The following is a 21,148-nucleotide window of genomic DNA, read 5'->3' on the forward strand; positions in this document are numbered from 1 at the left end:
GCCTGCACGAAGGACCCTTTGCTATCCTCTATCCATGGCCACCCTATTGATAGTCGAAGACGATGCCTTGCTGCTGGACGCCTTGACGGGCCAGCTCCAGCAACTGGATTTCAACGTGTGCACGGCCTGCAGCGTGGCCGAGGCCACCGCCGTGCTGCAAAGCCAGGCGGTGGACGGCATCATCCTCGACCTGGGCCTGCCCGGCGCCGATGGCATGGAGCTGCTGACCTGGGCGCGCACCCACATTGCCGGCCTGCCAGTGTTGATTCTCACCGCGCGCGACGGCATCGATGACCGCATCCACGGGCTGAACGCCGGGGCCGACGACTACATCACCAAGCCCTTCAACATGCAGGAGCTGCAGGCCCGCCTGCAGGCCATGCTGCGGCGCGCGCGGCAGCCCGCATTCACGCAGGCCAGCAGCGCCTCTGGCGGCCCCAGTACCGCCATCGGCAGCCTGCAGATCGACCATGGCCAGCGCAGCGCCGTGCTCGGCGGTGAGCCGCTGGAGCTCACGCAGCGCGAATGGGAACTGCTGGAATTGCTGGTGAACCGCTGCGGCGAGGTGGTCACGCGCGACGACGTGCTTGCCGCCTGGCGTGCCGGCCCGCCCGAGCCCGGGCAGGCGGCGGCCGCACCACTCAACTCGAATGCGCTGGAGGTCTACGTGCACCGCCTGCGCAGGAAGCTCGACGCCTCGAACCTGGTGATCCGCAACATCCGCGGGCTGGGCTACATGCTGGCCAGGCCTGCCGAGTAGACCGCGTCCATGCGCCCCATTCCCGGTGTTTCCCTGCAACGCAAGCTGTTGCTGTGGCTGCTGCTGCCCCAGCTCGTGCTGTGGCTGTCGGGCGGCTTCCTGGCCTGGCGCATTGCGCTGCAGAACGGCGAGAAGGGCATCGACCAGACGCTGACCCAGTCGGTGCGCGCGCTGGCGCGCCAGATCAAGCCTATCGGCGATGGGCTGCTGGTCGATTTTCCGAAGGCCGCGCAGGACATCCTGGAGCAGGACCCGGCCGACCGCATCACCTACATGGTGTCTTCGCCGCCGGGCCGTTTCCTGCTGGGCAACGCACAGTTGCCACCGCCGCCGCCGGTGGACGTGGCGGTGGGCGACCCGTTCCTGTACCAGGCGCGGGTGGACGACCGTCCGGTGCGCGTGGCCCTGCTCGACGTGGACTACGGCACGCCGCAGACGCGCCAGCGCCTGCGCGTGCAGGTGGCGCAAAGCCTCACGGTGCGCGAGCGCATCGCGCAGGAGCTGCTCGAGCAGATGCTGCTGCCCATGGGCCTGATGGGGCTGGCGCTAAGCGCCGTGGTGTATGCCGGCGTGCTGCGCGGCCTGCAGCCCCTGAAGCGCCTGGAGGCGCAGATCGAAAAGGCCGGTGCCCGCAAGCGCAACACGGCCGACCCCTTGCCGCCCATCGAACTGACCTCGGCGCCGCAGGAGGTGCACTCGCTGGCCAGCACCATCAACGCCTTGCTGGAGGCCGTGGCGCGCGGCCAGCAAAAGGAAAAGCGTTTCCTCAACGATGCCGCCCACCAGCTGCGCACGCCGCTCGCGGGCCTGATCGGCCAGACCGAACTGGCACTGCACGAGAGCCGCGAGCCGGCTGTGCAAGAGAGGCTGCACAAGGTGCTGTCGGCTGCGCGGCGCAGTGCCCACCTGGTGCACCAGCTGCTGCAGCTGGCGCGCTCGGAAAGCAGCGTGGCCATGCAGACCCTGGACCTGCCTGCCCTGGCGCGCGAGGTGGCCCGCGACTGGGCTGCACGTGCCGTGGCCAGCGGCGTGGACCTGGGCTACGAGGGCGAGGAACAACTGGCCGTGCAAGGCCACCCGTTGCTGCTGCGCGAGGCGCTCAACAACCTCATCGACAACGCCCTGCACTACGCAGGCCATGGCGCCACGGTGACGGTGCGGGTGGACATTGCGGGTGCCGGCTTGGCCACCCTGGCCGTGGAAGACGATGGCCCGGGCGTGGAGCCGGCCCACCTGCGTGACCTGTTCGCGCGTTTCTGGCGCGGCTCGGACAAGCCCGGCGGCTGCGGCCTGGGCCTGTCCATCGTCGAGGAAATCGCACTCCAGCACGCAGGCCAGACCTTCGCCGAGCCCGTGGTCCCGCATGGCCTGCGGGTGGGCCTGAAGGTGCCGCTCAGCGCGGCACCGCTGCGGGCCTGACGGGGTTGAGTTCGTCCGTCCGCAGGGCGCGTGGCGCCCTGCGGAGTCAGGCCGCGAGGATCAGCTTCTCCAGCTTCACGGCATCCACCGCAAAACCGCGGATGCCCTCGGCCAGCTTCTCGGTGGCCATGGCGTCTTCGTTGAGCGCATAGCGGAAGCCCGCCTCGTCGTAGTTCACGACCGGCAGATCCAGGGTCTTGGCGGCCGCCGCATCGAGCGCCGGGGCCAGCGGGGCGTCGCTGGCGGCCAGCTGGGCCAGCAGGTCGGGGGCGATGGTGAGCAGGTCGCAGCCGGCCAGCGCGGTGATCTGGCCGGTGTTGCGAAAGCTCGCGCCCATGACCTCGGTGGCGATGCCGAAGTGCTTGTAGTGGTTGTAGATCTGCGCCACGGACTGCACGCCAGGGTCGTTCGCACCCGAGCGCGCGGCCTCATCCCACTGGGCGCCGGCCTGCTTCTTGTACCAGTCGTAGATGCGGCCCACGAAGGGCGAGATCAGCTGCACCTTGGCCTGGCCGCAGGCCACGGCCTGGCAGAACGAGAACAGCAGGGTGAGGTTGGTGTGGATGCCGCGCTGCTCGAGCTTTTCGGCCGCCTGGATGCCTTCCCAGGTGGCGGCTACCTTGATCAGCACGCGGTCGATGTGGATGCCTTCGGCCTGGTACAGCTCGATGATGCGCTCGCCGCGCGTGATCGTGGCCTCTGTGTCGAAGCTCAGGCGCGCATCCACCTCGGTGGAGACGCGGCCCGGGATCGTGTCCAGGATCTCGCGGCCGAAGCGCACGATCAGGCGGTCGATGATCTCGTCCATGGGCCGGCCACGGAACTGGTTCACCGTGTCCGTGAGCAGCGGTGCGTACTCGGGCTTTTGCACGGCCTTGAGGATCAGCGACGGGTTGGTCGTCGCGTCCTGGGGCTGGAACTGGGCCAGCTGCTTGAAGTCGCCGGTGTCGGCAACCACGGTGGTGAACTGTTTGAGGGCGTCGAGTTGGTTCATGCCCCCATTATTCCGCATCGCCGCGTCAGGGTCTTGTACTACCAAGCACCGATACGCCGTGCACGCCCAGAGCGAGCTGCACCGCTTCGCCGACGGCCAGCAAATCGCCCAGGTCGGAGGAGACGACAAAGATGCTGCCCAGCGCCGTCTCGAAGGTGTATTCGTACACGGCGCCCAGGTAGGCACGCTTGCGCAGCGTGGCGGGCAGCAGGTCTTCGCCGGCACGCTGGATGCTCCAGGCCTCGGGGCGCACCGCCACCTTCACCGGGCCCGGCGCGGCCGCGGTGCGCGGGCGTATCACCAGCGGGCCGAGCTGCACCGAGCCATCGGCCAGCGCGGTGCCGGGGAACAGCATGGCCTCGCCCATGAAGCCCGCGACGAACTCGGTGCGCGGCGCTTCGTACAGCGCCTGGGGGGTGCCGCTCTGCGCGATCAGACCCTGGTCCATGACGATGATCTGGTCGCTCACGGCCATGGCCTCGGCCTGGTCGTGCGTGACGTAGGCCACCGTGAGCGACAGGCGCTGCTGCAGCGCGCGGATCTCCTCGCGCATCTCGCGGCGCAGCCGCGCATCGAGGTTGGACAGCGGTTCATCGAACAGCAGCACCTCGGGCTCCAGCACCAGGGCGCGCGCCAGCGCCACGCGCTGCTGCTGGCCACCCGAGAGTTCGCTGGGCAGGCGATCGTCATAGCCCACCAGCCCCACGCCGCGCAGCGCATCGACGGCCTTGCTGCGCGCCACCTCCTTGGCCAGGCCGGACATGCGCAGGCCGTAAGAGACGTTCTCCACCACGTTCATGTGCGGGAACAGCGCGTAGCTCTGGAACATCATGCTCACGTTGCGCTGGGCCGGGCCCAGCGTGGTGACGTCCCGGCCGCCGATGAAGATCTCTCCCGAGGTGGGCGATTCGAGACCGGCGATCATGCGCAGGGTGGTGGTCTTGCCGCAGCCCGAGGGGCCCAGAATGGTGGTCAGCGTGCCGCGCGGCACCTCGAAGCTGATGCCCTTGACCGCCAGCGCCGCCGAGGCGTCGGCCCCGTAGCGCTTGGTGATGTTGCGAAACACGATACCCGCGCCGCTGTTGTTCATGGTGTCATTTCTCTCAGCATTCAGCATGGGTTCAGTGGGGGGCGGGCATGGCGGCTGCGCCTGAGCGCCGGCCCAGCTTGCGCTCGCCCACCAGCCACTGGATCAGCGCGATGGCCAGCGACATCAGCACGATCAGCACCGTGCAATAGGCCAGAGCCACGCCGTAGTCGCCATTGCCCACGCGGCCGATGATGTAGGTGGTGGCCAGCTCGTTCTCGGCCGTGACCAGGAAGATCACCGCGCTCACGGTCGTGATGGCACGCACGAAGCTGTAGACCAGCGCAGCCACCAGGGCCGGCTTGAGCAATGGCAGCACCACGTGGCGCAGCGTCTGCACGCTGCCGGCGCGCAGCATCAGCGAGGCCTCGTCGAGCGAGCGGTCGAGCTGCTTGAACGCCGCCGTGCCGGCGCGCACGCCCACCGGCAGGTTGCGGAACATGAAGCACAGCACGATGATCAGCGCCGTGCCCGTGAGCTCGAACGGCGGCACGTTGAAGGCCAGGATGTAGCTCACCCCCAGCACCGTGCCCGGGATGGCGAAAGCCAGCAGGGCCGAGAACTCGAAAGCCCCCTGCCCCTTGAACTCGGTGCGCGCCAGCAGCCAGGCAATGCCGATGCCCAGCGCCGCCGTGAGCGGCGCCGACAGGGCAGCCAGCTTGATGGTGGTGAAGAACGAGTTCCAGGCCGTGCCGGCCCACACCACACCGAACTCGCCCCACTCCATGTTGAACGCGGTGCGAAAGTGGTTGAGCGTGATGGTGTAGTCGCGCCCCCAGGTCTGCACAAAGCCGCCAGCCAGCGCGAACAGGTAGACGATGAGCGTGAAGGCCATCCACGGCAGCGCCACCGAATGCACCACGCGGCGCACGCCCGTGGGCAGCGGCATGGCGATGCCTGCATCGCCCTTGCCCGAGACGGTGGTGAAGTTCTGCCGCCCGAGCAGCGCGCGCTGGATGGCGAACACCGCCAGCGCGAACAGCGTGAGGATCCACGCCAGCGAGGCCGCACGCCCCTGGTCGTACTGCGCGCCGACGATGGCGAAGAAGATCTCGGTGGACAGCACCGAGAACTGGCCGCCGACCACGATGGGGTTGCCGAAGTCGGCCATGCTCTCGATGAAGCCCACCAGGAAGGCATTGGCCAGACCGGGCTTGAGCAGCGGCAGAGTCACCGTCATGAAGGTCTGGTGCGGGCTGGCGCGCAGGGTCTGGGCCGCCTCTTCGAGGCTGGGTGCCACGCCCTGCACCACGCCGCGCATGATCATGAAGGCAATGGGCGTGAAGGCGAAGGTCTGCGCCACCCACACGCCGAGCCAGCCGTAGAACCAGCGCGAGGGCGTGATGCCGAAGGCGTATTCGAGGAGCTGGTTGAACACGCCTGCGCGGCCGAACAGCAGGATCAGCCCCAGGCCCACGACGAAGGGCGGCGTGATGATGGGCAGCAGCGCCACGATGTTCAGCGGCCGCGCGTAGCGGCGCGAGGCGCGCTCGGCCATCAGCGCCATGAAGGTGCCGAGCAAGGTGGTGCTGGCCGCCGTCATGAGGCCCAGGAACAGCGTGTTCCAGGCCACGCCGCAGCGCTGGCCGCCAGCCAGGCAGGCCAGGCCGAAGTTGCGCTCGTGCGCCACGCGCTCCCACATCACGGCCAATGAGAACGGCCCGTCTTCCAGGAAGAAGGCACCGCTGAGCGCCTTGAGCACCGGGAACACGATGAACAGCGCCAGCAGGCTGCCCATGCCGAGCACGGCCGCGGCCACGAACAGGTCGCCCTTGAAGTAACCGCGCCGCGCCACGCCGAACGACGCCAGCACCAGCAGGGCCGTGAGCACCACGAAGCCGCCCCAGCCCACGCCGGGCTGGCGCATGGCCAGCTCGCCGAAGCTGGCGTTGAGCCAGTCGAAGGCCCAGCCGCGTGCACCGATGGCAAAGCCGCTGACCAGCAGGGACGCCAGGCCCAGGCCACCGCCCAGCACCAGCCAGCCGCCCTGCCTGCGCCCGGCGGGCAGCAGCGCGCCCACGCCAGCGATCGCCAGGCCCAGCAGCGCCAGCCACAACCAGGGCCGCCCGAAGGCAGCGGCCTGCATGAGCCCGCTGCCCGTCTGCGCCTGGCTGAAGACCTGGCCCAGCACGGTCAGGCCATTGGCATCCTGCTGGGCATACCAGGGCAGCGCCACGTAGCCCACCAGGCCCAGTGCCAGCCACACCCACAGCGACTGGTTGACCGCGGGCCTGCCGGCCAGCGGCGCCTGCAATGCGTGCGCCGACATCAGCGCCCGGCGTTCTGGACGTCTTTTTCCCAGCGCGCGATCAGGCGGCGGCGCTCGGCGCTCGCGCCGTACTTGGCGTAGTCGTAGTTGATGAGCTTCATCTTGGCCGGGTCCGTCATGCGGGGATCCCGGGGCACCTGGGTGTTGCTGGGCAACTGGAACTGCTTGGCCGCCAGGCCGAACTGCTGGCCGCCAGGCGTGAGCGCCCACTCATAGAACTTCTTGGCCGCCTCGGTGTTGGGGCCGTTCTTGACGATGCTCATCGAACCCACCTCGGCGCCCGTGCCTTCGGACGGGGTGGTCGAGCCCACGGGAAAACCATTGACGGCCTCGGTGGTCACGTCGTGCACGAAGCTCACCGACACCGTGGTCTCGCCGCGCGCGGCCGCCTTGACCGGTGCCGTGCCGGAGCGGGTATAGGCGCTGATGTTGGGATGCAGCGCCTTGAGGTAGTCGAAGGCCTTCTCCTCGCCCATGATCTGTACCAGTGTGGCGATCATGGTGTAGGCCGTTCCGCTCGAAGCGGGGTTGGCCATCTGCACCTCGCCCTTGAACTCGGGCTTGAGCAGGTCGGCCCAGGACTGGGGCGGATTGAGCTTGCGCTTGGCCAGCAGTTCCTTGTTGTAGCCAAAGCCCAGCGGGCCCAGGTAGACACCCACGGTGCGGTACTTGGAGTCGGACGCCTGTTTTTGCGCCCAGGGGTACAGCTGCGTGAGCTGCTGGGACTTGTACTCGAGCGTCAGGCCCTGCTCGGCCGCCTGCAGATGCGGGTCGCCCGTGCCGCCGAACCAGATGTCGGTCTTGGGGTTGGCCTTCTCGGCATTGAGCTGGGCCAATGCCTCGCCCGAGCCCTTGGCCGTCATGTTGACCTTGGTGCCGGTGGTCTTGGCATAGACGGTGGACATCAGGTTGCACCACTCGGCCTGCACGGAGCAGATGATGTTGACCTGGCCCTGTGCCAGGGCGCCGGAAGCCGCCAGCGCCAACGCAGTGCCCGCAAGGAATTTCTGCATGGAGTCTCTTTCTGTAGTTGTTTGTTTAGTGACAGTTTAATGACAAACATCCTACGATGGCCCCTTCGAGGCGACCAGCGGGATTACACGAAGGCAGGCGCTCACACCCGTGTGCCCGCCGCCGGGTGGCATCAGGGTTTCATGCGCTCCCCCCAATCGATGAAACCCAGTTACCATTGATCGCAACCATCCCAACCAGCCATGAACATGGTGCCCCCGAGGACCTGCCAGCGTGCTTGACCGCATCACCGCCTCCCTGTCGTCCCTCGCCCCTGCAGAGCAGCGCGTGGGCAAGCTCGTGCTGGCCGACCCGCGCAGCTTTGCGCGCCTGCCCGTGCGCGAGCTGGCCGAACGCGCCCATGTGAGCAAGCCCACCGTGGTGCGGTTTTGCCGCAGCATGGGCTATGACGGGCTGGCCGACTTCAAGCTCAAGCTCGCAGGCAGCGTGAGCGAGGGCGTGCCCTTCATCCACCGCAGCGTGGATGCGGACGACAAGACCGGCGACGTGCTGGTGAAGGTGGTGGACAACGCGGTGGCCGCCTTCTTGCAGTACCGCAATGCCGCGAGCACCGTGGCGCTGGAGCGTGCGGCCGAAGCCATTGCCGCCACCTGGAAGACCGGGCGGCGCATCGAGTTCTACGGGGTGGGCAACTCGGGCATCGTGGCACAGGACGCGCAGCACAAGTTCTTCCGCCTGGGCGTGACCTCCATCGCCACCAGCGATGGCCACATGCAGGTGATGAGCGCCACCCTGCTCGGCCCGGGCGACTGCCTGGTGATCGTCTCCAACTCGGGGCGCACGCGCGACCTGATGGATGCGGCCGATATCGCGCGCAAGAACGGCGCAACCACCATTGCCATCACGGCCAGCGGCTCGCCGCTGGCCAGCACCTGCCAGATCCACCTGGCCGCGGACCACCCCGAGGGCTACGACCGCTACAGCCCCATGGTGTCGCGGCTCATGCACCTGCTCATCATCGACGTGCTGGCCACCTGCGTGGCCCTGCGCATCGGCAGCCCGCTGCAGCCCATCCTGCAGCAGATGAAAGAGAACCTGCGCGCCAAACGCTACGCGTAGGTATCTCCTCTTACCCCCTCTTCACGCAGCCGCCGGCGCCCAGCGCTTGAGCACCAGGGTTGCGTTCACGCCGCCAAAACCAAAGCCATTGAGCATCGCGTGCTCCAACGCCATGGGGCGGCTGGCGCCCGCCACCATGTCCATGCCCTCGGCCAGCTCGTCGGGATGGTCGAGGTTGCGCGTGGCGGGCACGACCTGGTCGCGCAAGGCCAGCGTGGTGAAGATGGCCGCCACGGCACCCGCCGCCCCCAGCAGGTGGCCCGTGGCCGCCTTGGTGGAGGCAACGGCCACCGACTTGCCGGTGCCGAACACGCGGCGGATCGCAGCCAGCTCGCCCCGGTCACCCACGTAGGTGGAGGTGGCGTGGGCGTTGAGGTGCTGCACCTCGCTGGCCGCCAGGCCCGCCTGGGCCAGCGCGATCTCCATGGCGCGGCGCGCTCCATCGCCGTCCTCGGGGCCTGAGGTGATGTGGTGGGCATCGGCCGAGGTGCCATAGCCCACGACCTCGGCCAGCGGCGTGGCGCCGCGCGCCAGCGCATGGTCCAGCGATTCGATCACCAGCATGCCTGCGCCCTCGCCCATCACGAAGCCGTCGCGTGCCGCATCGAAGGGACGCGAGGCCTGCTCAGGCTGGTCGGCAAAGCCGGTGGACAGCGCCTTGGCCGCCGCAAAGCCGCCCAGACTCACGCGGTCGATGGTGGCCTCGGTGCCGCCGCACACGGCAATGTCGGCCTCGCCGCAGCGGATCATGCGCGCGGCGTCGCCAATGGCCTGCACACTGGCTGCGCAGGCCGTCACGGGCGCTCCCAGCGGGCCCTTGAGCCCGTGGCGTATGGACACATGGCCGGCCGCCAGATTGACCAGGAAGGACGGCACGGTGAACGGTGACAGGCGCTGCGGCCCGCGCGTGTCGGTAGTGCGCACGGCCTCGGCAATGGCGCCGAAGCCGCCGATTCCCGAAGCGATCACGGTGGCGGTGCGCTGCTGCTCCTTCTCGCCCGTCGGCGCCCAGCCGGCCTGCGCCAGCGCCTGCTGCGCGGCGCCCAGGGCGAAGGGGATGAAGCGGTCCATCTTGCGCTGGTCCTTGGACGAGGCGACGGTGTCGGGGTCCCAACCGCCTTCGGGGTCCTGCTCCTTCGTCGGCACCGCGCCACCGACCTTGGCCGCCAGCCCCTCCACCACGGCATCGGGCAGGCGCCGCAGGCCCGAGGCGCCTGCCAGCAGGCGGCGCCAGGCCAGCTCCACCCCGACGCCCAGGGGTGATACCAGGCCCATGCCCGTGATCACCACGCGCGGCAGGCGCAGGCCCTGGCCCGGTTCCTGTGTTCCCTTGAGTTCATTCACCATCGCTCTACCCTTTCAGCGCGCGGCGCGGGCCGCGCATTTATGATTGCGGGCGTCATCATAAGTGTCTTGGCGCATTTTTGCGTACGACCATCATCAAAAAGAGGTCTCCCCCATGAAAGTCTCGAAGGCGCAGTCCGCGGAGAACCGCCAGGGCATCCTGGATGCTGCCGCGCGCCTGTACCGCGAGCATGGCCTGGCGGGCGTGGGGGTGGCCGACATCACGCGCGATGCGGGGCTGACCCACGGCGGCCTGTACCGGCACTTCGAGAACAAGGATGCGTTGGTGCGCGAGGCCTGCGCGCGTGCCTTCGACTGGTCGATTGCCCCGCTCGACGGCATGGAGGGCCGCATGGGTACTGGCAGCGAAGGCCTTGCGGCGCGCGTCACCAGCTATCTCTCGACCCAGCACCGCGACCACCCGGGCGAAGGCTGCCCTGCGGCGGCCCTGGCAGTGGATGCAGCGCGTGCCGGAAGCGATCTGTCCGAGGTGTTTGCGCAAGGCATCGAACGCAACATCGAGCGCTTTGCCCGCGTGATCGAAGGCCTGGAACCAGGCGAGCAGCCCAGCGCCGAAGGCCGCACGCGTGCCATGCAGATGCTGGCCACCATGGTCGGCGGGCTGGTGCTGGCGCGCGCCACGGCGGCGGGGCGACCAGCCCTGTCCGACGAGATCCTCGCGACCCTGCGCGAGCACCTGGTTGCAGGCTCCGAGCGCCCCTGATACGCGGCGGGCGCGCACGGAACGGATCCGGCATGAAAAAGGGCTCCCGAAGGAGCCCTGGGTCGTACCGGCACCGCTGGCCAGGACCTACTGGATGCGCCCCTCTTCCACCGCATGGCAGGCGATGCGGATACCGCCGATGCTCAGCAGTTGCGGGCGCTCGGTGCGGCAGCGGTCGTTCACATGCGGGCAGCGCGGGTTGAAGGCGCAGCCAGGTGGCGGATTGAGCGGGTTGGGCACTTCGCCCTGCACCGGGGTGCGCGCCTTGCCGGTGTCGTGCATCTTGGGAATGGCATCGAGCAGCATGCGCGTGTACGGGTGGCGCGGGTTGTCGAACAGCGTGTGCTTGTCCGCCAGCTCCACCAGGCGCCCCAGGTACATCACGCCGACCTGGTCGCTCACGTGGCGCACCACGGCCAGGTTGTGCGAGATGAACAGGTAGGTCAGGTGCCGCTCGCGCTGCAGGTCCTTCATGATGTTGAGCACCTGCGCCTGCACCGAGACGTCGAGCGCCGAGGTGGGCTCGTCGCAGACCAGGAACTCGGGCTCGGTGGCCAGGGCGCGCGCGATCGAGATGCGCTGGCGCTGCCCGCCCGAGAACTGGTGCGGGTACTTGACCATGTCCAGCGGCGACAGGCCCACCGACTGCAGCAGCTCGCCCACGCGCTGCTTGAGCTCGGCCTTGTCGGTGATCAGCCCATGCTCACGCAGCGGCTCGCCGATGATGTCTTCCACCAGCCAGCGCGGGTTCAGGCTCGCGTACGGGTCCTGGAAGATCATCTGGATGCGCCGGCGCATGGCACGCGCGTCGTTGCCCTTGAAGGCGGCGTGGGCGTCCTGGTTGTCGAAGGTAAGGCCGCCGCGCGTGGGCTCGTACAGGCCCACCAGCAGGCGCGCCACGGTGCTCTTGCCGCAGCCCGACTCGCCCACCAGGGCCAGGGTCTTGCCCTTTTCGATCTCGAAGCTCACGCCGTCCACCGCATGCAGCAGGGTGCGTGGCTTGCGCTCGATCATGCGGTTGAGCCAGGGGGCAGAGACGTCGAAGGTCTTGGCCAGGTCGTGCGCCTGCACGAGTGGCTTGCCGGCGCTTGCGGTGGTGGAAGGCACGGCGCTCATGCGGACACCTCCGCCGTGGCAGGGGCGTGCAGCCAGCAGGCCGCGCGGGTGGACCCGGCAGGCATCAGGTCGGGCCGCTCGACCATGCAGCGGTCAAAGGTCTTGGGGCAGCGCGGGTTGTAGGCGCAGCCCTTGGGGATGGCGTTGAGGCGGGGCATGGCTCCGTCGATCTGGTTCAGGCGTTCACGGTCCACCGCCATATCGGGGATGGAGGCCATCAGGCCGCTCGTGTAGGGGTGGGAGGGCTTGTTGATGACATCGTGCACGGGGCCGATCTCGGCCACGCGGCCGGCATACAGCACGGCCACGCGGTCGCAGGTCTCGGCGATCACGCCCATGTCGTGCGTGATCAGCATGACGGCGGCGCCGCGCGATTTGCAGATGTTCTTCAGCAGCGTGATGATCTGCGCCTGGATGGACACGTCCAGCGCGGTGGTCGGCTCGTCGGCCACGATGAGCTTGGGCTCGGCCGCCAGGGCCAGGGCGATCACCACGCGCTGGCGCATGCCGCCCGAGAACTGGTGCGGGTAGTGGTCGATGCGCTCGGCGGCGGCGGGGATGCCGGTGTCCTGCAGCAGCGAGATGGCGCGCTGGCGCGCTTCTGCGGCGTTCACGGGAAGGTGCGCAAGAATGGTTTCGGTGAGCTGGCGGCCCACCGTGTACAGCGGGTTCAGCGAGGTCAGCGGGTCCTGGAAGATGGCGCCGATGCGCCGCCCGCGGATGTGCCGCATCTGGTCGCTGGTGAGGTTGTCGATGCGCTGGCCCTCCAGCAGGATCTGGCCCGAGGCCACGCGGCCCGGGGGTTCGAGCAGGCCGATGATGGCCGCGCCGGTGAGCGACTTGCCCGCGCCGGACTCTCCCACCACGCCCAGGATCTCGCCGGGCGCGATGGAAAAGGAGATGTCGTCCAGGGCGCGCAGGGTACCGCGGCGGCTCGGGAATTCGACAACGAGGTTTTTGACTTCTAGAAGACTCATGGGAATATCGCTTTTCTTGTTCTTGTTCAACGCAGACGCGGGTTCAGGGCGTCGCGCAGCCAGTCGCCGAGCAGGTTCACGGACAAAGCGATCAGCACCAGCATGGCGCCGGGGAACACTGTGATCCACCACTCGCCGGAGAACAGGTAGTCGTTGCCGATGCGGATCAGCGTGCCCAGCGATGGCGAGGTGGGCGGAGCACCCACGCCCAGGAAGGACAGCGTGGCCTCGGTGATGATGGCGGTGGCGACCTGGATGGTGGCCAGCACCATCACCGGGCCCATCACGTTGGGCAGCACGTGCTTGCGCATGATGCGCAGCGAGGAGACCCCCGTGACACGGGCGGCCTGCACGTATTCCTTGTTGCGCTCGACCAGCGTGGAGCCGCGCACGGTGCGGGCGTACTGCACCCAGCCGGTCAGCGAGATGGAGATGATGAGCACCCCGAAGGCCAGCGACTCGTGGGCATTGGGGAACAGCGCCCGGCCGACGCCTGCGATCAGCAGGGCCACCAGGATGGCAGGGAAGGACAGCATCACGTCGCACAGGCGCATGAGCACCGCGTCGATCCAGCCACCGCGAAAGCCTGCCAGCAGGCCGAAGGCCACACCGACCACCACGGACAGCAGCACCGAGGCGAAGCCCACCACGAGGGAGATGCGGGCGCCGTAGATCAGCGCCGAAAGGATGTCGCGGCCCTGGTCATCGGTGCCCAGGGGGTATTTCATGGAGCCCTCCGCAATCCAGGCGGGGGGCAGGCGCGCGTCGCCGAGCTCCAGCGTCGCCAGGTCGAAGGGGTTGTGGGGTGCGACCCATCCTGCAAACAGGGAGCAGAACAGACATATCAGGGCGATCACCGCCGCGACGATCGCCATGGGCGATGTGCGGAAGCTGTAGCCAACGTCGCTGTCAAACCAGCGGGCAAGGGTTGTTTTCATTGTGGGAAACCAGTGGGCAGACAGCACGCGCGGCGCGGGTAGCAACCGGCGTGGCTGGTCTGCTGAATGTCCGTCTCTATCTATCGAGGTACTCGGAAAGGAAAGCGCTTACTTGATGCTCATCCACTTGAAGGGCATGAAGTTGTCGGCCAGCTGGACCAGCGTGACCTTCTTGCTCACACCCCAGGCCAGGGCCTGCTGGTGCAGGGGCAGCGTGCCCACGTCGGCGGCATGGATGTCGAAGGCCTCCTTGATCATGGCGTCGCGCTTGGCCTTGTCGGTCTCGGCCTGGATCTTCTTGGTCAGCTCGTCCACCTTGGGGTTGCAGTACGAACCCAGGTTGAACTGGCCGGCGCCCTTGTCGTCCACGCAGGCCACCAGTGCATTGAGGGCGTTGTGCGAGTCGTAGGTGGCGGGCGTCCAGCCCAGCATGTAGAAGCTGGTGTCGCGGCGCAGGATCTTGGGGAAGTAAGTGCCCTTGGTCTCGGCCTGCAGGTTGATCTTGACGTTGATGCGCGAGAGGTTGGCGGCCACGGTCTGGCAGATGCGGCCGTCGTTCACGTAGCGGTCGTTGGGGCAGTTCATCGACACTTCGAAGCCGTTGGGGTAGCCGGCTTCGGTCATCAGCTTCTTGGCGGCTTCGACATCGTAGGGCAGGCGCTTGGCATCGGGCTGGAAGCCGTTGATGCCGGGGCCCACCAGCAGGGCCGACGGGTTGGAGGCGCCGCGCATCACGGTGCGCTTGATGCCGTCGATGTCGATGGCCTGGTAGAAGGCCTGGCGCACGCGCTTGTCCTTGAAGGGGTTCTTGCCCTTGACGTTGGAGTACAGCAGTTCGTCGCGCTTCTGGTCCATGCCCAGGAAGATGGTGCGCAACTCGGGGCCGGTGATGGCACGCGTGTTGGCGCTGGTGTTGACGCGCTCGATGTCCTGCACAGGCACCGGTTCCATCACGTCCACTTCGCCCGACAGCAGGGCCGCCACGCGGGTGGCGTCGTTGCCGATGGGCGTGAAGACAACCTCAGAGGCATTGCTGTCGATCTTGCCCCAGTAGGTACCGTTGCGCGTGAACACCGTGCGCACGTTGGGCTGGCGTTCGCGCAGACGGAAGGGGCCCGTGCCATTGGCCTTGAACGATGCAGCGTTCTCGATGCCCTTGCGGCGGTCCACAGGTCCCATGGCCTGGTTGGTCTCGCACCACTTCTTGCTCATCATGTACACCAGCGAAACCACATCGGGCAGGATGGGGAACGGTGTCTTGGTCTCGATCTCGACCGTGTGGTCGTTGATCTTGCGCACTTCCTTGAAGTCGTTGGTGTAGCTCTTCATGTCCGAACCCTCGACCTGCGTGCGGCCGAAGCTGAAGACCACGTCGTCGGCCGTGAAGGGCGTGCCGTCGTGGAATTGCACGCCCTTGCGCAGCTCGAAACGCCACACCGTGGGGGAAGTCTGCTTCCAGCTCGTGGCCAGGGCCGGGGCCAGGCTCAGGTCCTTGTTGCGGCCGACCAGCGGCTCGTAGACGTTGCCAGTGACGCTCAGCTGCAGGGATTCATTGAGCGAGTGCGGGTCCATGGACAGCGAGTCGCCCTGGTTGGCCACGCGAATGGTCTGCGCATTGGCCACCACGCTGGACGCAGCCAGCGCGGCGAACAAGGCCGTCATGGCCAGTTTTTTTTGAAATGTCATGCAGTTCTCCTGGTGGGTGAAAGGGGGTTGCGGTACAAGGGGAAAAAAGGCGCAGGTACCGGTGGCTCTGTCAGAGCGTGGGCAGGGGCATGGCCTGTTCGATCAGGCTGGCATGCAAGGCAGAGCCCAGCGGCAGAATCTCGTCGTTGAAGTCGTATCGGCTGTTGTGCAGTGCGCTGCCGCTGGCACCCGTGCCCTGCCCTATGCGCAGGTAGGCGCCGGGCTTGTCCTGCAGCATGAAGGAGAAGTCCTCGGCGCCCATGCTGGGCTCCAGGTCGCGCACCACGTGGTCGGCACCGACCAGCGATTCGGCCACGTTGCCGGCAAAGAGCGCTTCGTCCTCGGAGTTGATGGTGGCCGGGTAGATGCGCTCGTAGTGCACGGTGGCCGTGGCACCAAAGCCCAGCGCAATCGCGCTGCACAGCTCCTTGAGGCGCTTTTCGACCATCTCCTGCACCACCGGGTTGAAGGTGCGCACCGTGCCCACCAGCGTGGCCGAACCCGGCAGCACGCTGAAGGCGCCGAGGTCACCGGCCTGCATGGCGCACAGGCTGACCACCGCGCCGTCGAGCGGGCGCACGTTGCGCGAGACGATGGTCTGCGCGGCCGTGATGATGTGCGCCGCCACGAGCATCACGTCCACCGTCTGGTAGGCGTGGGCGCCATGGCCGCCGCGGCCCGTGATCTCGATGGTGATGCGGTCCGCCGCCGCCATCATGGCGCCGGAGTTCAGGCCCACCGTGCCGGGTGCCATCGCCGGCCAGTTGTGCATGGCAAAGATCGACTGCACGGGGAAGCGCTCGAACAGGCCGTCCTCCATCATCACGCGGGCGCCGGCAAAGCCTTCCTCGCCGGGCTGGAACACCAGCACCGCCGTGCCGTCGAAATTGCGCGTCTCGGCCAGGTAGCGGGCCGCGCCCACCAGCATGGCCGTGTGGCCATCGTGGCCGCAGCCGTGCATCAGACCCTGCTTGCAGGACTTCCAGGAAAAGTCGTTGTGCTCGGTGAGCGGCAGCGCATCCATGTCGGCGCGCAGGCCCACCATGGAGCCGCTGGCCGTGCTACGCCCACGGATCACCGCCACCAGCCCGGTGCGGCCGATGCCGTCATGGACCTCGTCCACGCCGCAGACCTTGAGGGCCTCCTTGACCCGGGCACCGGTGTACACCTCTTCGAAGCCCAGCTCGGGGTGCGCATGCAGGTCGCGGCGCAGGGCCGTGAGTTCTGGATGGAACTGCGCAATGTGCGCGAAGGCCCGGCCGCCCGCCTTGAGTCGGCTCGCCTGCATCTCAATGGCCTCCGGCCTTGCCCACGCGCAGGCGCGGATCGACGGCGAAGTACAGCAGGTCGACCACCAGGTTGATGACCACGAAGATCAGGGCAATCAGGCACAGGTAGGCGGCCATCACGGGGATGTCGGCAAAGGTCACTGCCTGGATGAACAAGAGGCCCATGCCAGGCCACTGGAACACCGTCTCGGTAATGATTGCGAAGGCGATCAGACCGCCGAGCTGCAGGCCGGTGATGGTCATCACGGGCACCAGCGTGTTCTTGAGGGCGTGGCCGAAGTGGATGGCCCGGTTGGACAGGCCCCGCGCACGTGCGAACTTGATGTAGTCGGTGCGCAGCACCTCCAGCATCTCGGCGCGCACCAGCCGCATGATCAGCGTGAGCTGGAAGATGGCCAGCGTCACCGCCGGCAGGACGATGTGGTGCCAGCCCTTGGCCTTGAGCAGGCCGGTGCTCCACCAGCCCAGTTGCACCACCTCGCCGCGCCCGAAGCTCGGGAACCAGCCCAGGTGCACGGCAAACACCAGGATCAGCAGGATGCCGATCAGGAAGGTGGGCAGCGAGACGCCCAGCAGCGACAGCGTCATGAACAGCTGGCTGGTGAAGGTACCGCGCTTGAGGGCCGCATACACACCCATGGGAACGCCGAGCGCCAGGGCCAGCACGGCGGCCACCATGGCCAGCTCCAGCGTGGCGGGAAAGCGTTCTGCGATCAGGCGCGAAACCTTGGCGCCCTGGCGCAGGCTCAGGCCGAATTCGCCCTGGGCGGCATTCACGAGGAAGTGGCCGAACTGTATGAAGAAGGGTTTGTCCAGACCCAGCGCCACGCGCAGTTCGCGGATCTGCTCGGGTGTTGCGTCCTGGCCCAGCAAGAACACCACAGGGTCTCCGACGTACTGGAACAGCATGAAGGAGATGAAGGCCACCGTGACCATGACGATCACGGCCTGGATCAGGCGGCGCAAAATAAAGGCAAGCATCGGAGAGTCGAGTGTGTATTCGATGGGACGCCTTGGCCACTTTTGGTGGCGGGGCGCTCGTGGGAATCGTGTCGGAAAAAACCAAGGAGAGCAAAGGCCCGACAGGCCCTTGCCCTCCATCTGCGAGGATAGATCAGTTCACCTTGACCAGGCGCATGTCCACGCGGTTATCGGCGCGGTGGACGACCTCGATGTTCTTCTTCATGGCCCACGGGATCACCTGGTCATACAGAGGAATGTGCGAGACCGTGTCGTTGGACAGTTGCAGCGCCTCGGTCAGCATGCGCGAGCGCACGGGGGCGTCGGTTTCGGCCTTGATGCGGTCCACCAGGTAGTCCATGCGCTGGTTGCTGTAGCGGCCCACGTTGTAGTTGCCGTCACCGCCTTGGCCCACGCTGCGCACCAGCGATTGCAGGCTGTACAGCGCGTCGAAGGTCGGAACGCCCCAGCCCAGCATGTAGATGCTGGCTTCGTAGCGCTGGATCATCGGGAAGTAGGTCACCAGCGGCAGTGTGCGCAGCTTGGCCTTCACGCCGATGCGCGACCACATGGCGGTCACGGCCTGGCAGATGGCCTCGTCATTGATGTAGCGGTTGTTGGGGCATGCAAAGTCGACTTCGAAGCCATCGGGGTAGCCGGCTTCGGCCAGCAGTTTCTTGGCAGCGTCCACGCTGTAGGGGAAGCGCTTGCCCACGGCTTCGGTGTAGCCGGCCACCTGGGGCGCCACGAGCGTGCCGGTGGGCTTGCCCAGGCCGCGCAGGGTCACGCGCTCCAGCGAGGCCGTGTCGATGGCCTGGTACAGCGCCTTGCGCACCTTGACATCCTTGAGCGGGTTCTTGCCCTTGACGTTGGAGCCCGGCAGTTCCTCGCGGAACTGGTCCATGCCCAGGAAGATGGTGCGGTTTTCGAGGCCGTCGATGACCTTCAGGTTGCTGTCCTGGCGCAGGCGACCCAGATCCTGGGGTGCGGGGTCGAGCACCATGTCCACCTCACCCGACAGCAGCGCGGCGATGCGGGTGGCTGCCGACTTGATGGGGGTGTAGACGATTTCCGTCACGTTGCCGTCCATCTTGCCCCACCAGTTGGGGTTGCGCTTGAAGACCATCTTCACGTCGGCCTGCCAGGAGTCGAGCGTGTAGGGGCCGGTGCCCATGGCGTTGCGGTGGGCGAAGTTCTCGTCCGTGCCCTTGATGTCCTTGGGTTCCACGGAGCGGTTCTTCTCGGCCCAGGCCTTGCTCATCATGCGCAGCTCGGTCATCTGGCGCAGCAGCACGGGATTGGGGGCCGACAGGATGACGTCGATGGTCTGCGCGTCGACCTTGTTGATCTTGGTGATGCCCTGGACGTAGGGTGTGAAGTTGGAGGTCTTGGCCATGGCCCGCTGCAGCGAGTACACGGCGTCGTCGGCGGTGAAGGCCGAGCCATCATGGAACTTGACACCCTGGCGCAGCGTGAAACGCACCTGGGTGGGGGTCACTTCCTTCCAGGCCGTGGCCAGGACGGGCTCGACCTCGAAGGTCTTGCTGTTGTAATAAACCAGGCTCTCATACACATTGGCATGGATGCCGTTTTGCAACGCGTTGTTTTGGGAATGAATATCCCACGTGGCGATTTCGCCCTGGCTCGCCCATTTGAATGGTTTGGCATTAGCACCCGTGGCCATCAGCATGGCGGCAGCTGCGGCAATCGACAGCAGGCTGAGATTGAGTTTCATGAAACCTCTTCAACAATGTAAAAGTTTTACTATGCAGTAAATAGCGGCCATCGGCCAACGGGAAATCCCTGAATCCCGGCCCGTTGCGAGGGACTATTCCTGCCCTGGTGAGGCCTGTTGACATGCAAGTAAGGTGCCAGCGCAGCGCTGGCCTGTGCTGCCGACGGGTGATGGGCCGGCAGGCCTGACAGGGCCTGGATTCGGCGCTTTGCGCCAGTGAATCGTTTGGCCGGAGGCGTGGCACAGCAGACCGGCAGGCCGGTGGCAATGCCCCTCTTGCGGGCATCTTCGCAGCTCTGCACCAGGCCCATACCCAAGGGCTGCACGGCCACTCCGGCAGGCACTCTCCAGGAATACCAGTCAACCCACCAGAAAATACCGACCCTTTGCAACACCCGCCGCCAATGGAGCGCCTGGCCCAAAGAAACAAATCAGCGTTGGAAATAAAAAAAGCCGCCCGAAGGCGGCTTTTTTGTATTCATCCATTGAGACTGGCATATAGCCAGCCATCAATATCAGAAGCTGTGACGGATACCGAAGTCGTAACCGCTGGAGTTGCGGCCAGCAGCAGTCGTGGAACCGTTCAGGGCTTGAGCCGAACCGTTCTTGTTCTTCACAGCAGCTGCGGTAGCGTACACGGCGGTGCGCTTCGACAGGTTGTGCACGTAGCCCAGAGCGAACTTGTTGGCACGTGGGTCAGGACCAGCGACGTCGATTTCGTACGTGGAGTAAGCCACGCGGATTTCGCCAGCACCCACTGGAACCAGAGCGCCGACCAGCCAGCCGGTGCCTTCTGCGCCGTTCTTGATGTCGTCACGGTTCACGTGCGTCAGCAGCTTGGCGACGCCGAAGTCATATTGCAGACCCAGGTTGAAAGCCTTGATGTCGGCGTTCAGGAACTTGGTTTGCGACACGGCACCAGCCACGTTCAGAGGACCGTTGGCCCAGCCAGCGCGCAGAGCCAGACCATTGCCGTCCTTCTTGTTGGCAACGTTGCTTGCGTTTTCGCCCAGGTAGTACTGCACTTGGCCGTAGAAACCGCCCAGGTTGCCTGGCAGGAAGTAGCCGATGGCGTTCGAAGCGCGGATGGTGGTTGGGCCACCCAGGCTGGAGTTCAGCGTTTGGGTCGTGCCAACGCCGTTCGTGCCGAACGGATCGAACACGGTCAGGTTCCAGAATTGGGGCGTGTAGTCACGGCCCAGACGCAGTTCACCGAAGCCACCGTTCAGGCTCACGGTCGAACGACGGTTGAACACCAGACCGCCGTTGGCGTTGGCGCCGGTGGTTTGGTTGTTGGTGTTGGTCGAACCGCCACGGCCGTCGTCGTTGGTCAGGCCGGCTTCCAGCCAGAACGAAGCAGACAGGCCACCGCCCAGGTCTTCAACGCCGCGGAAACCCAGACGGCTGCTGTTGTAGCCGGAGTTCGTCAGTTGCGAGCGGTTAGCAACGCTGCCGTTGCCGTAGGCGTAGGTTGCGTCAACCACGCCGAACAGCGTCACGGACGATTGAGCCATTGCAGCGCCGGAAGCAGCCAGCACAGCCAGGGCAATCAGGGATTTTTTCATTGCGAGTTACTCCAAGGTTAAACATAGGGCGCCGGTACGGGGGGTCTAGGGGTGCCTTTGCACCTGCTCAGTCCCGCCGGTTCCCCGGGCCAACCTCCTGGTGGGGAAGTTGTTCTTATTGCACCAGACCCCGACCTCTTTCGCAAAGGAATTCACCCACAATCGACCCGAAAGGGAGATTTCGTTGCAGTGTT

17 protein-coding genes are annotated in these 21,148 nt (G+C 66.5%); 4 read left to right on the forward strand and 13 right to left on the reverse strand.

Features of this window, described 5'->3' with window-relative positions; all coding sequences use genetic code 11:
• The first annotated feature begins 34 nt into the window (after positions 1-34).
• Both AC07PA_RS06670 and AC07PA_RS06675 read left to right on the forward strand, forming a co-directional pair.
• Complete coding sequence (locus tag AC07PA_RS06670; protein ID WP_007857796.1) at positions 35-760, forward strand: response regulator transcription factor; 726 nt, start codon at positions 35-37, stop codon at positions 758-760.
• Between the two features lie 9 nt (positions 761-769).
• Positions 770-2,179: a sensor histidine kinase gene (locus AC07PA_RS06675; RefSeq protein ID WP_007857795.1), complete on the forward strand. Its 1,410-nt coding sequence runs from the start codon at positions 770-772 to the stop codon at positions 2,177-2,179.
• Between the two features lie 46 nt (positions 2,180-2,225).
• Here AC07PA_RS06675 and tal read toward each other — a convergent pair whose 3' ends face one another.
• From tal to AC07PA_RS06695, 4 genes are read right to left on the reverse strand one after another with little or no spacing between them, the layout of a single operon-like run.
• A complete protein-coding gene (tal, locus tag AC07PA_RS06680; protein WP_007857794.1) occupies positions 2,226-3,173 on the reverse strand; it encodes a transaldolase in 948 nt (315 codons plus the stop codon).
• A 25-nt stretch (positions 3,174-3,198) separates the two neighbouring features.
• Positions 3,199-4,263 (reverse strand): ABC transporter ATP-binding protein, encoded by a 1,065-nt coding sequence (locus AC07PA_RS06685; RefSeq protein ID WP_494608639.1) that lies wholly within the window; start codon positions 4,261-4,263, stop codon positions 3,199-3,201.
• A 31-nt stretch (positions 4,264-4,294) separates the two neighbouring features.
• Positions 4,295-6,529, reverse strand: coding sequence for an ABC transporter permease (locus AC07PA_RS06690; RefSeq protein WP_494608638.1), 2,235 nt, complete (start codon positions 6,527-6,529; stop codon positions 4,295-4,297).
• Entirely contained in the window at positions 6,529-7,542 is a 1,014-nt protein-coding gene (locus AC07PA_RS06695) for an ABC transporter substrate-binding protein (protein ID WP_007857791.1), read from the reverse strand. The genes AC07PA_RS06690 and AC07PA_RS06695 overlap by 1 nt, the downstream gene beginning before the upstream one ends.
• Positions 7,543-7,774: 232 nt before the next feature.
• Here AC07PA_RS06695 and AC07PA_RS06700 point away from each other — a divergent pair, with 232 nt between their 5' ends.
• Positions 7,775-8,620 (forward strand): MurR/RpiR family transcriptional regulator, encoded by an 846-nt coding sequence (locus AC07PA_RS06700; protein ID WP_108016385.1) that lies wholly within the window; start codon positions 7,775-7,777, stop codon positions 8,618-8,620.
• Between the two features lie 21 nt (positions 8,621-8,641).
• Here AC07PA_RS06700 and fabF read toward each other — a convergent pair whose 3' ends face one another.
• Positions 8,642-9,967 (reverse strand): beta-ketoacyl-ACP synthase II, encoded by a 1,326-nt coding sequence (fabF, locus tag AC07PA_RS06705; RefSeq protein ID WP_494608637.1) that lies wholly within the window; start codon positions 9,965-9,967, stop codon positions 8,642-8,644.
• A 112-nt stretch (positions 9,968-10,079) separates the two neighbouring features.
• Here fabF and AC07PA_RS06710 point away from each other — a divergent pair, with 112 nt between their 5' ends.
• Positions 10,080-10,688 carry a TetR/AcrR family transcriptional regulator gene (locus tag AC07PA_RS06710; protein WP_007856609.1) on the forward strand — a complete coding sequence of 203 codons (609 nt, stop codon included), beginning with the start codon at positions 10,080-10,082 and terminating at the stop codon, positions 10,686-10,688.
• An 87-nt stretch (positions 10,689-10,775) separates the two neighbouring features.
• On the opposite strand, the gene AC07PA_RS06715 is transcribed toward AC07PA_RS06710, so the two are convergent.
• From AC07PA_RS06715 to AC07PA_RS06750, 8 genes are all read right to left on the reverse strand, one after another.
• Entirely contained in the window at positions 10,776-11,804 is a 1,029-nt protein-coding gene (locus tag AC07PA_RS06715) for an ABC transporter ATP-binding protein (protein ID WP_007856608.1), read from the reverse strand.
• On the reverse strand, positions 11,801-12,781 hold the full coding sequence (locus tag AC07PA_RS06720) for an ABC transporter ATP-binding protein (RefSeq protein ID WP_007856607.1): 981 nt from the start codon (positions 12,779-12,781) through the stop codon (positions 11,801-11,803). The genes AC07PA_RS06715 and AC07PA_RS06720 overlap by 4 nt, the downstream gene beginning before the upstream one ends.
• Positions 12,782-12,807: 26 nt before the next feature.
• Positions 12,808-13,719 carry an ABC transporter permease gene (locus AC07PA_RS06725; RefSeq protein ID WP_007856606.1) on the reverse strand — a complete coding sequence of 304 codons (912 nt, stop codon included), beginning with the start codon at positions 13,717-13,719 and terminating at the stop codon, positions 12,808-12,810.
• A 108-nt stretch (positions 13,720-13,827) separates the two neighbouring features.
• Positions 13,828-15,405, reverse strand: coding sequence for an ABC transporter substrate-binding protein (locus tag AC07PA_RS06730; protein ID WP_007856605.1), 1,578 nt, complete (start codon positions 15,403-15,405; stop codon positions 13,828-13,830).
• 70 nt (positions 15,406-15,475) lie between these two features.
• Complete coding sequence (locus tag AC07PA_RS06735; RefSeq protein ID WP_007856604.1) at positions 15,476-16,693, reverse strand: M20 aminoacylase family protein; 1,218 nt, start codon at positions 16,691-16,693, stop codon at positions 15,476-15,478.
• Between the two features lies 1 nt (position 16,694).
• Entirely contained in the window at positions 16,695-17,675 is a 981-nt protein-coding gene (locus AC07PA_RS06740; protein WP_007856603.1) for an ABC transporter permease, read from the reverse strand.
• A gap of 133 nt (positions 17,676-17,808) precedes the next feature.
• Complete coding sequence (locus AC07PA_RS06745; RefSeq protein ID WP_145694589.1) at positions 17,809-19,389, reverse strand: ABC transporter substrate-binding protein; 1,581 nt, start codon at positions 19,387-19,389, stop codon at positions 17,809-17,811.
• A gap of 515 nt (positions 19,390-19,904) precedes the next feature.
• A complete protein-coding gene (locus AC07PA_RS06750) occupies positions 19,905-20,954 on the reverse strand; it encodes a porin (RefSeq protein WP_007856601.1) in 1,050 nt (349 codons plus the stop codon).
• Positions 20,955-21,148: the final 194 nt, after the last annotated feature.

Source organism: Acidovorax sp. GW821-FHT09B03, assembly GCF_059418305.1.

Bases quoted from the DNA above. Each gene is read 5' to 3' on its own strand.
- AC07PA_RS06670 (WP_007857796.1), top strand. From the start codon at position 35: ATGGCCACCCTATTGATAGTCGAAGACGATGCCTTGCTGCTGGACGCC.
- AC07PA_RS06675 (WP_007857795.1), top strand. From the start codon at position 770: ATGCGCCCCATTCCCGGTGTTTCCCTGCAACGCAAGCTGTTGCTGTGG.
- tal (WP_007857794.1), bottom strand. From the start codon at position 3,173: ATGAACCAACTCGACGCCCTCAAACAGTTCACCACCGTGGTTGCCGAC.
- AC07PA_RS06685 (WP_494608639.1), bottom strand. From the start codon at position 4,263: ATGAACAACAGCGGCGCGGGTATCGTGTTTCGCAACATCACCAAGCGC.
- AC07PA_RS06690 (WP_494608638.1), bottom strand. From the start codon at position 6,529: ATGTCGGCGCACGCATTGCAGGCGCCGCTGGCCGGCAGGCCCGCGGTC.
- AC07PA_RS06695 (WP_007857791.1), bottom strand. From the start codon at position 7,542: ATGCAGAAATTCCTTGCGGGCACTGCGTTGGCGCTGGCGGCTTCCGGC.
- fabF (WP_494608637.1), bottom strand. From the start codon at position 9,967: ATGGTGAATGAACTCAAGGGAACACAGGAACCGGGCCAGGGCCTGCGC.
- AC07PA_RS06710 (WP_007856609.1), top strand. From the start codon at position 10,080: ATGAAAGTCTCGAAGGCGCAGTCCGCGGAGAACCGCCAGGGCATCCTG.
- AC07PA_RS06715 (WP_007856608.1), bottom strand. From the start codon at position 11,804: ATGAGCGCCGTGCCTTCCACCACCGCAAGCGCCGGCAAGCCACTCGTG.
- AC07PA_RS06720 (WP_007856607.1), bottom strand. From the start codon at position 12,781: ATGAGTCTTCTAGAAGTCAAAAACCTCGTTGTCGAATTCCCGAGCCGC.
- AC07PA_RS06725 (WP_007856606.1), bottom strand. From the start codon at position 13,719: ATGAAAACAACCCTTGCCCGCTGGTTTGACAGCGACGTTGGCTACAGC.
- AC07PA_RS06730 (WP_007856605.1), bottom strand. From the start codon at position 15,405: ATGACATTTCAAAAAAAACTGGCCATGACGGCCTTGTTCGCCGCGCTG.
- AC07PA_RS06735 (WP_007856604.1), bottom strand. From the start codon at position 16,693: ATGCAGGCGAGCCGACTCAAGGCGGGCGGCCGGGCCTTCGCGCACATT.
- AC07PA_RS06740 (WP_007856603.1), bottom strand. From the start codon at position 17,675: ATGCTTGCCTTTATTTTGCGCCGCCTGATCCAGGCCGTGATCGTCATG.
- AC07PA_RS06745 (WP_145694589.1), bottom strand. From the start codon at position 19,389: ATGAAACTCAATCTCAGCCTGCTGTCGATTGCCGCAGCTGCCGCCATG.
- AC07PA_RS06750 (WP_007856601.1), bottom strand. From the start codon at position 20,954: ATGAAAAAATCCCTGATTGCCCTGGCTGTGCTGGCTGCTTCCGGCGCT.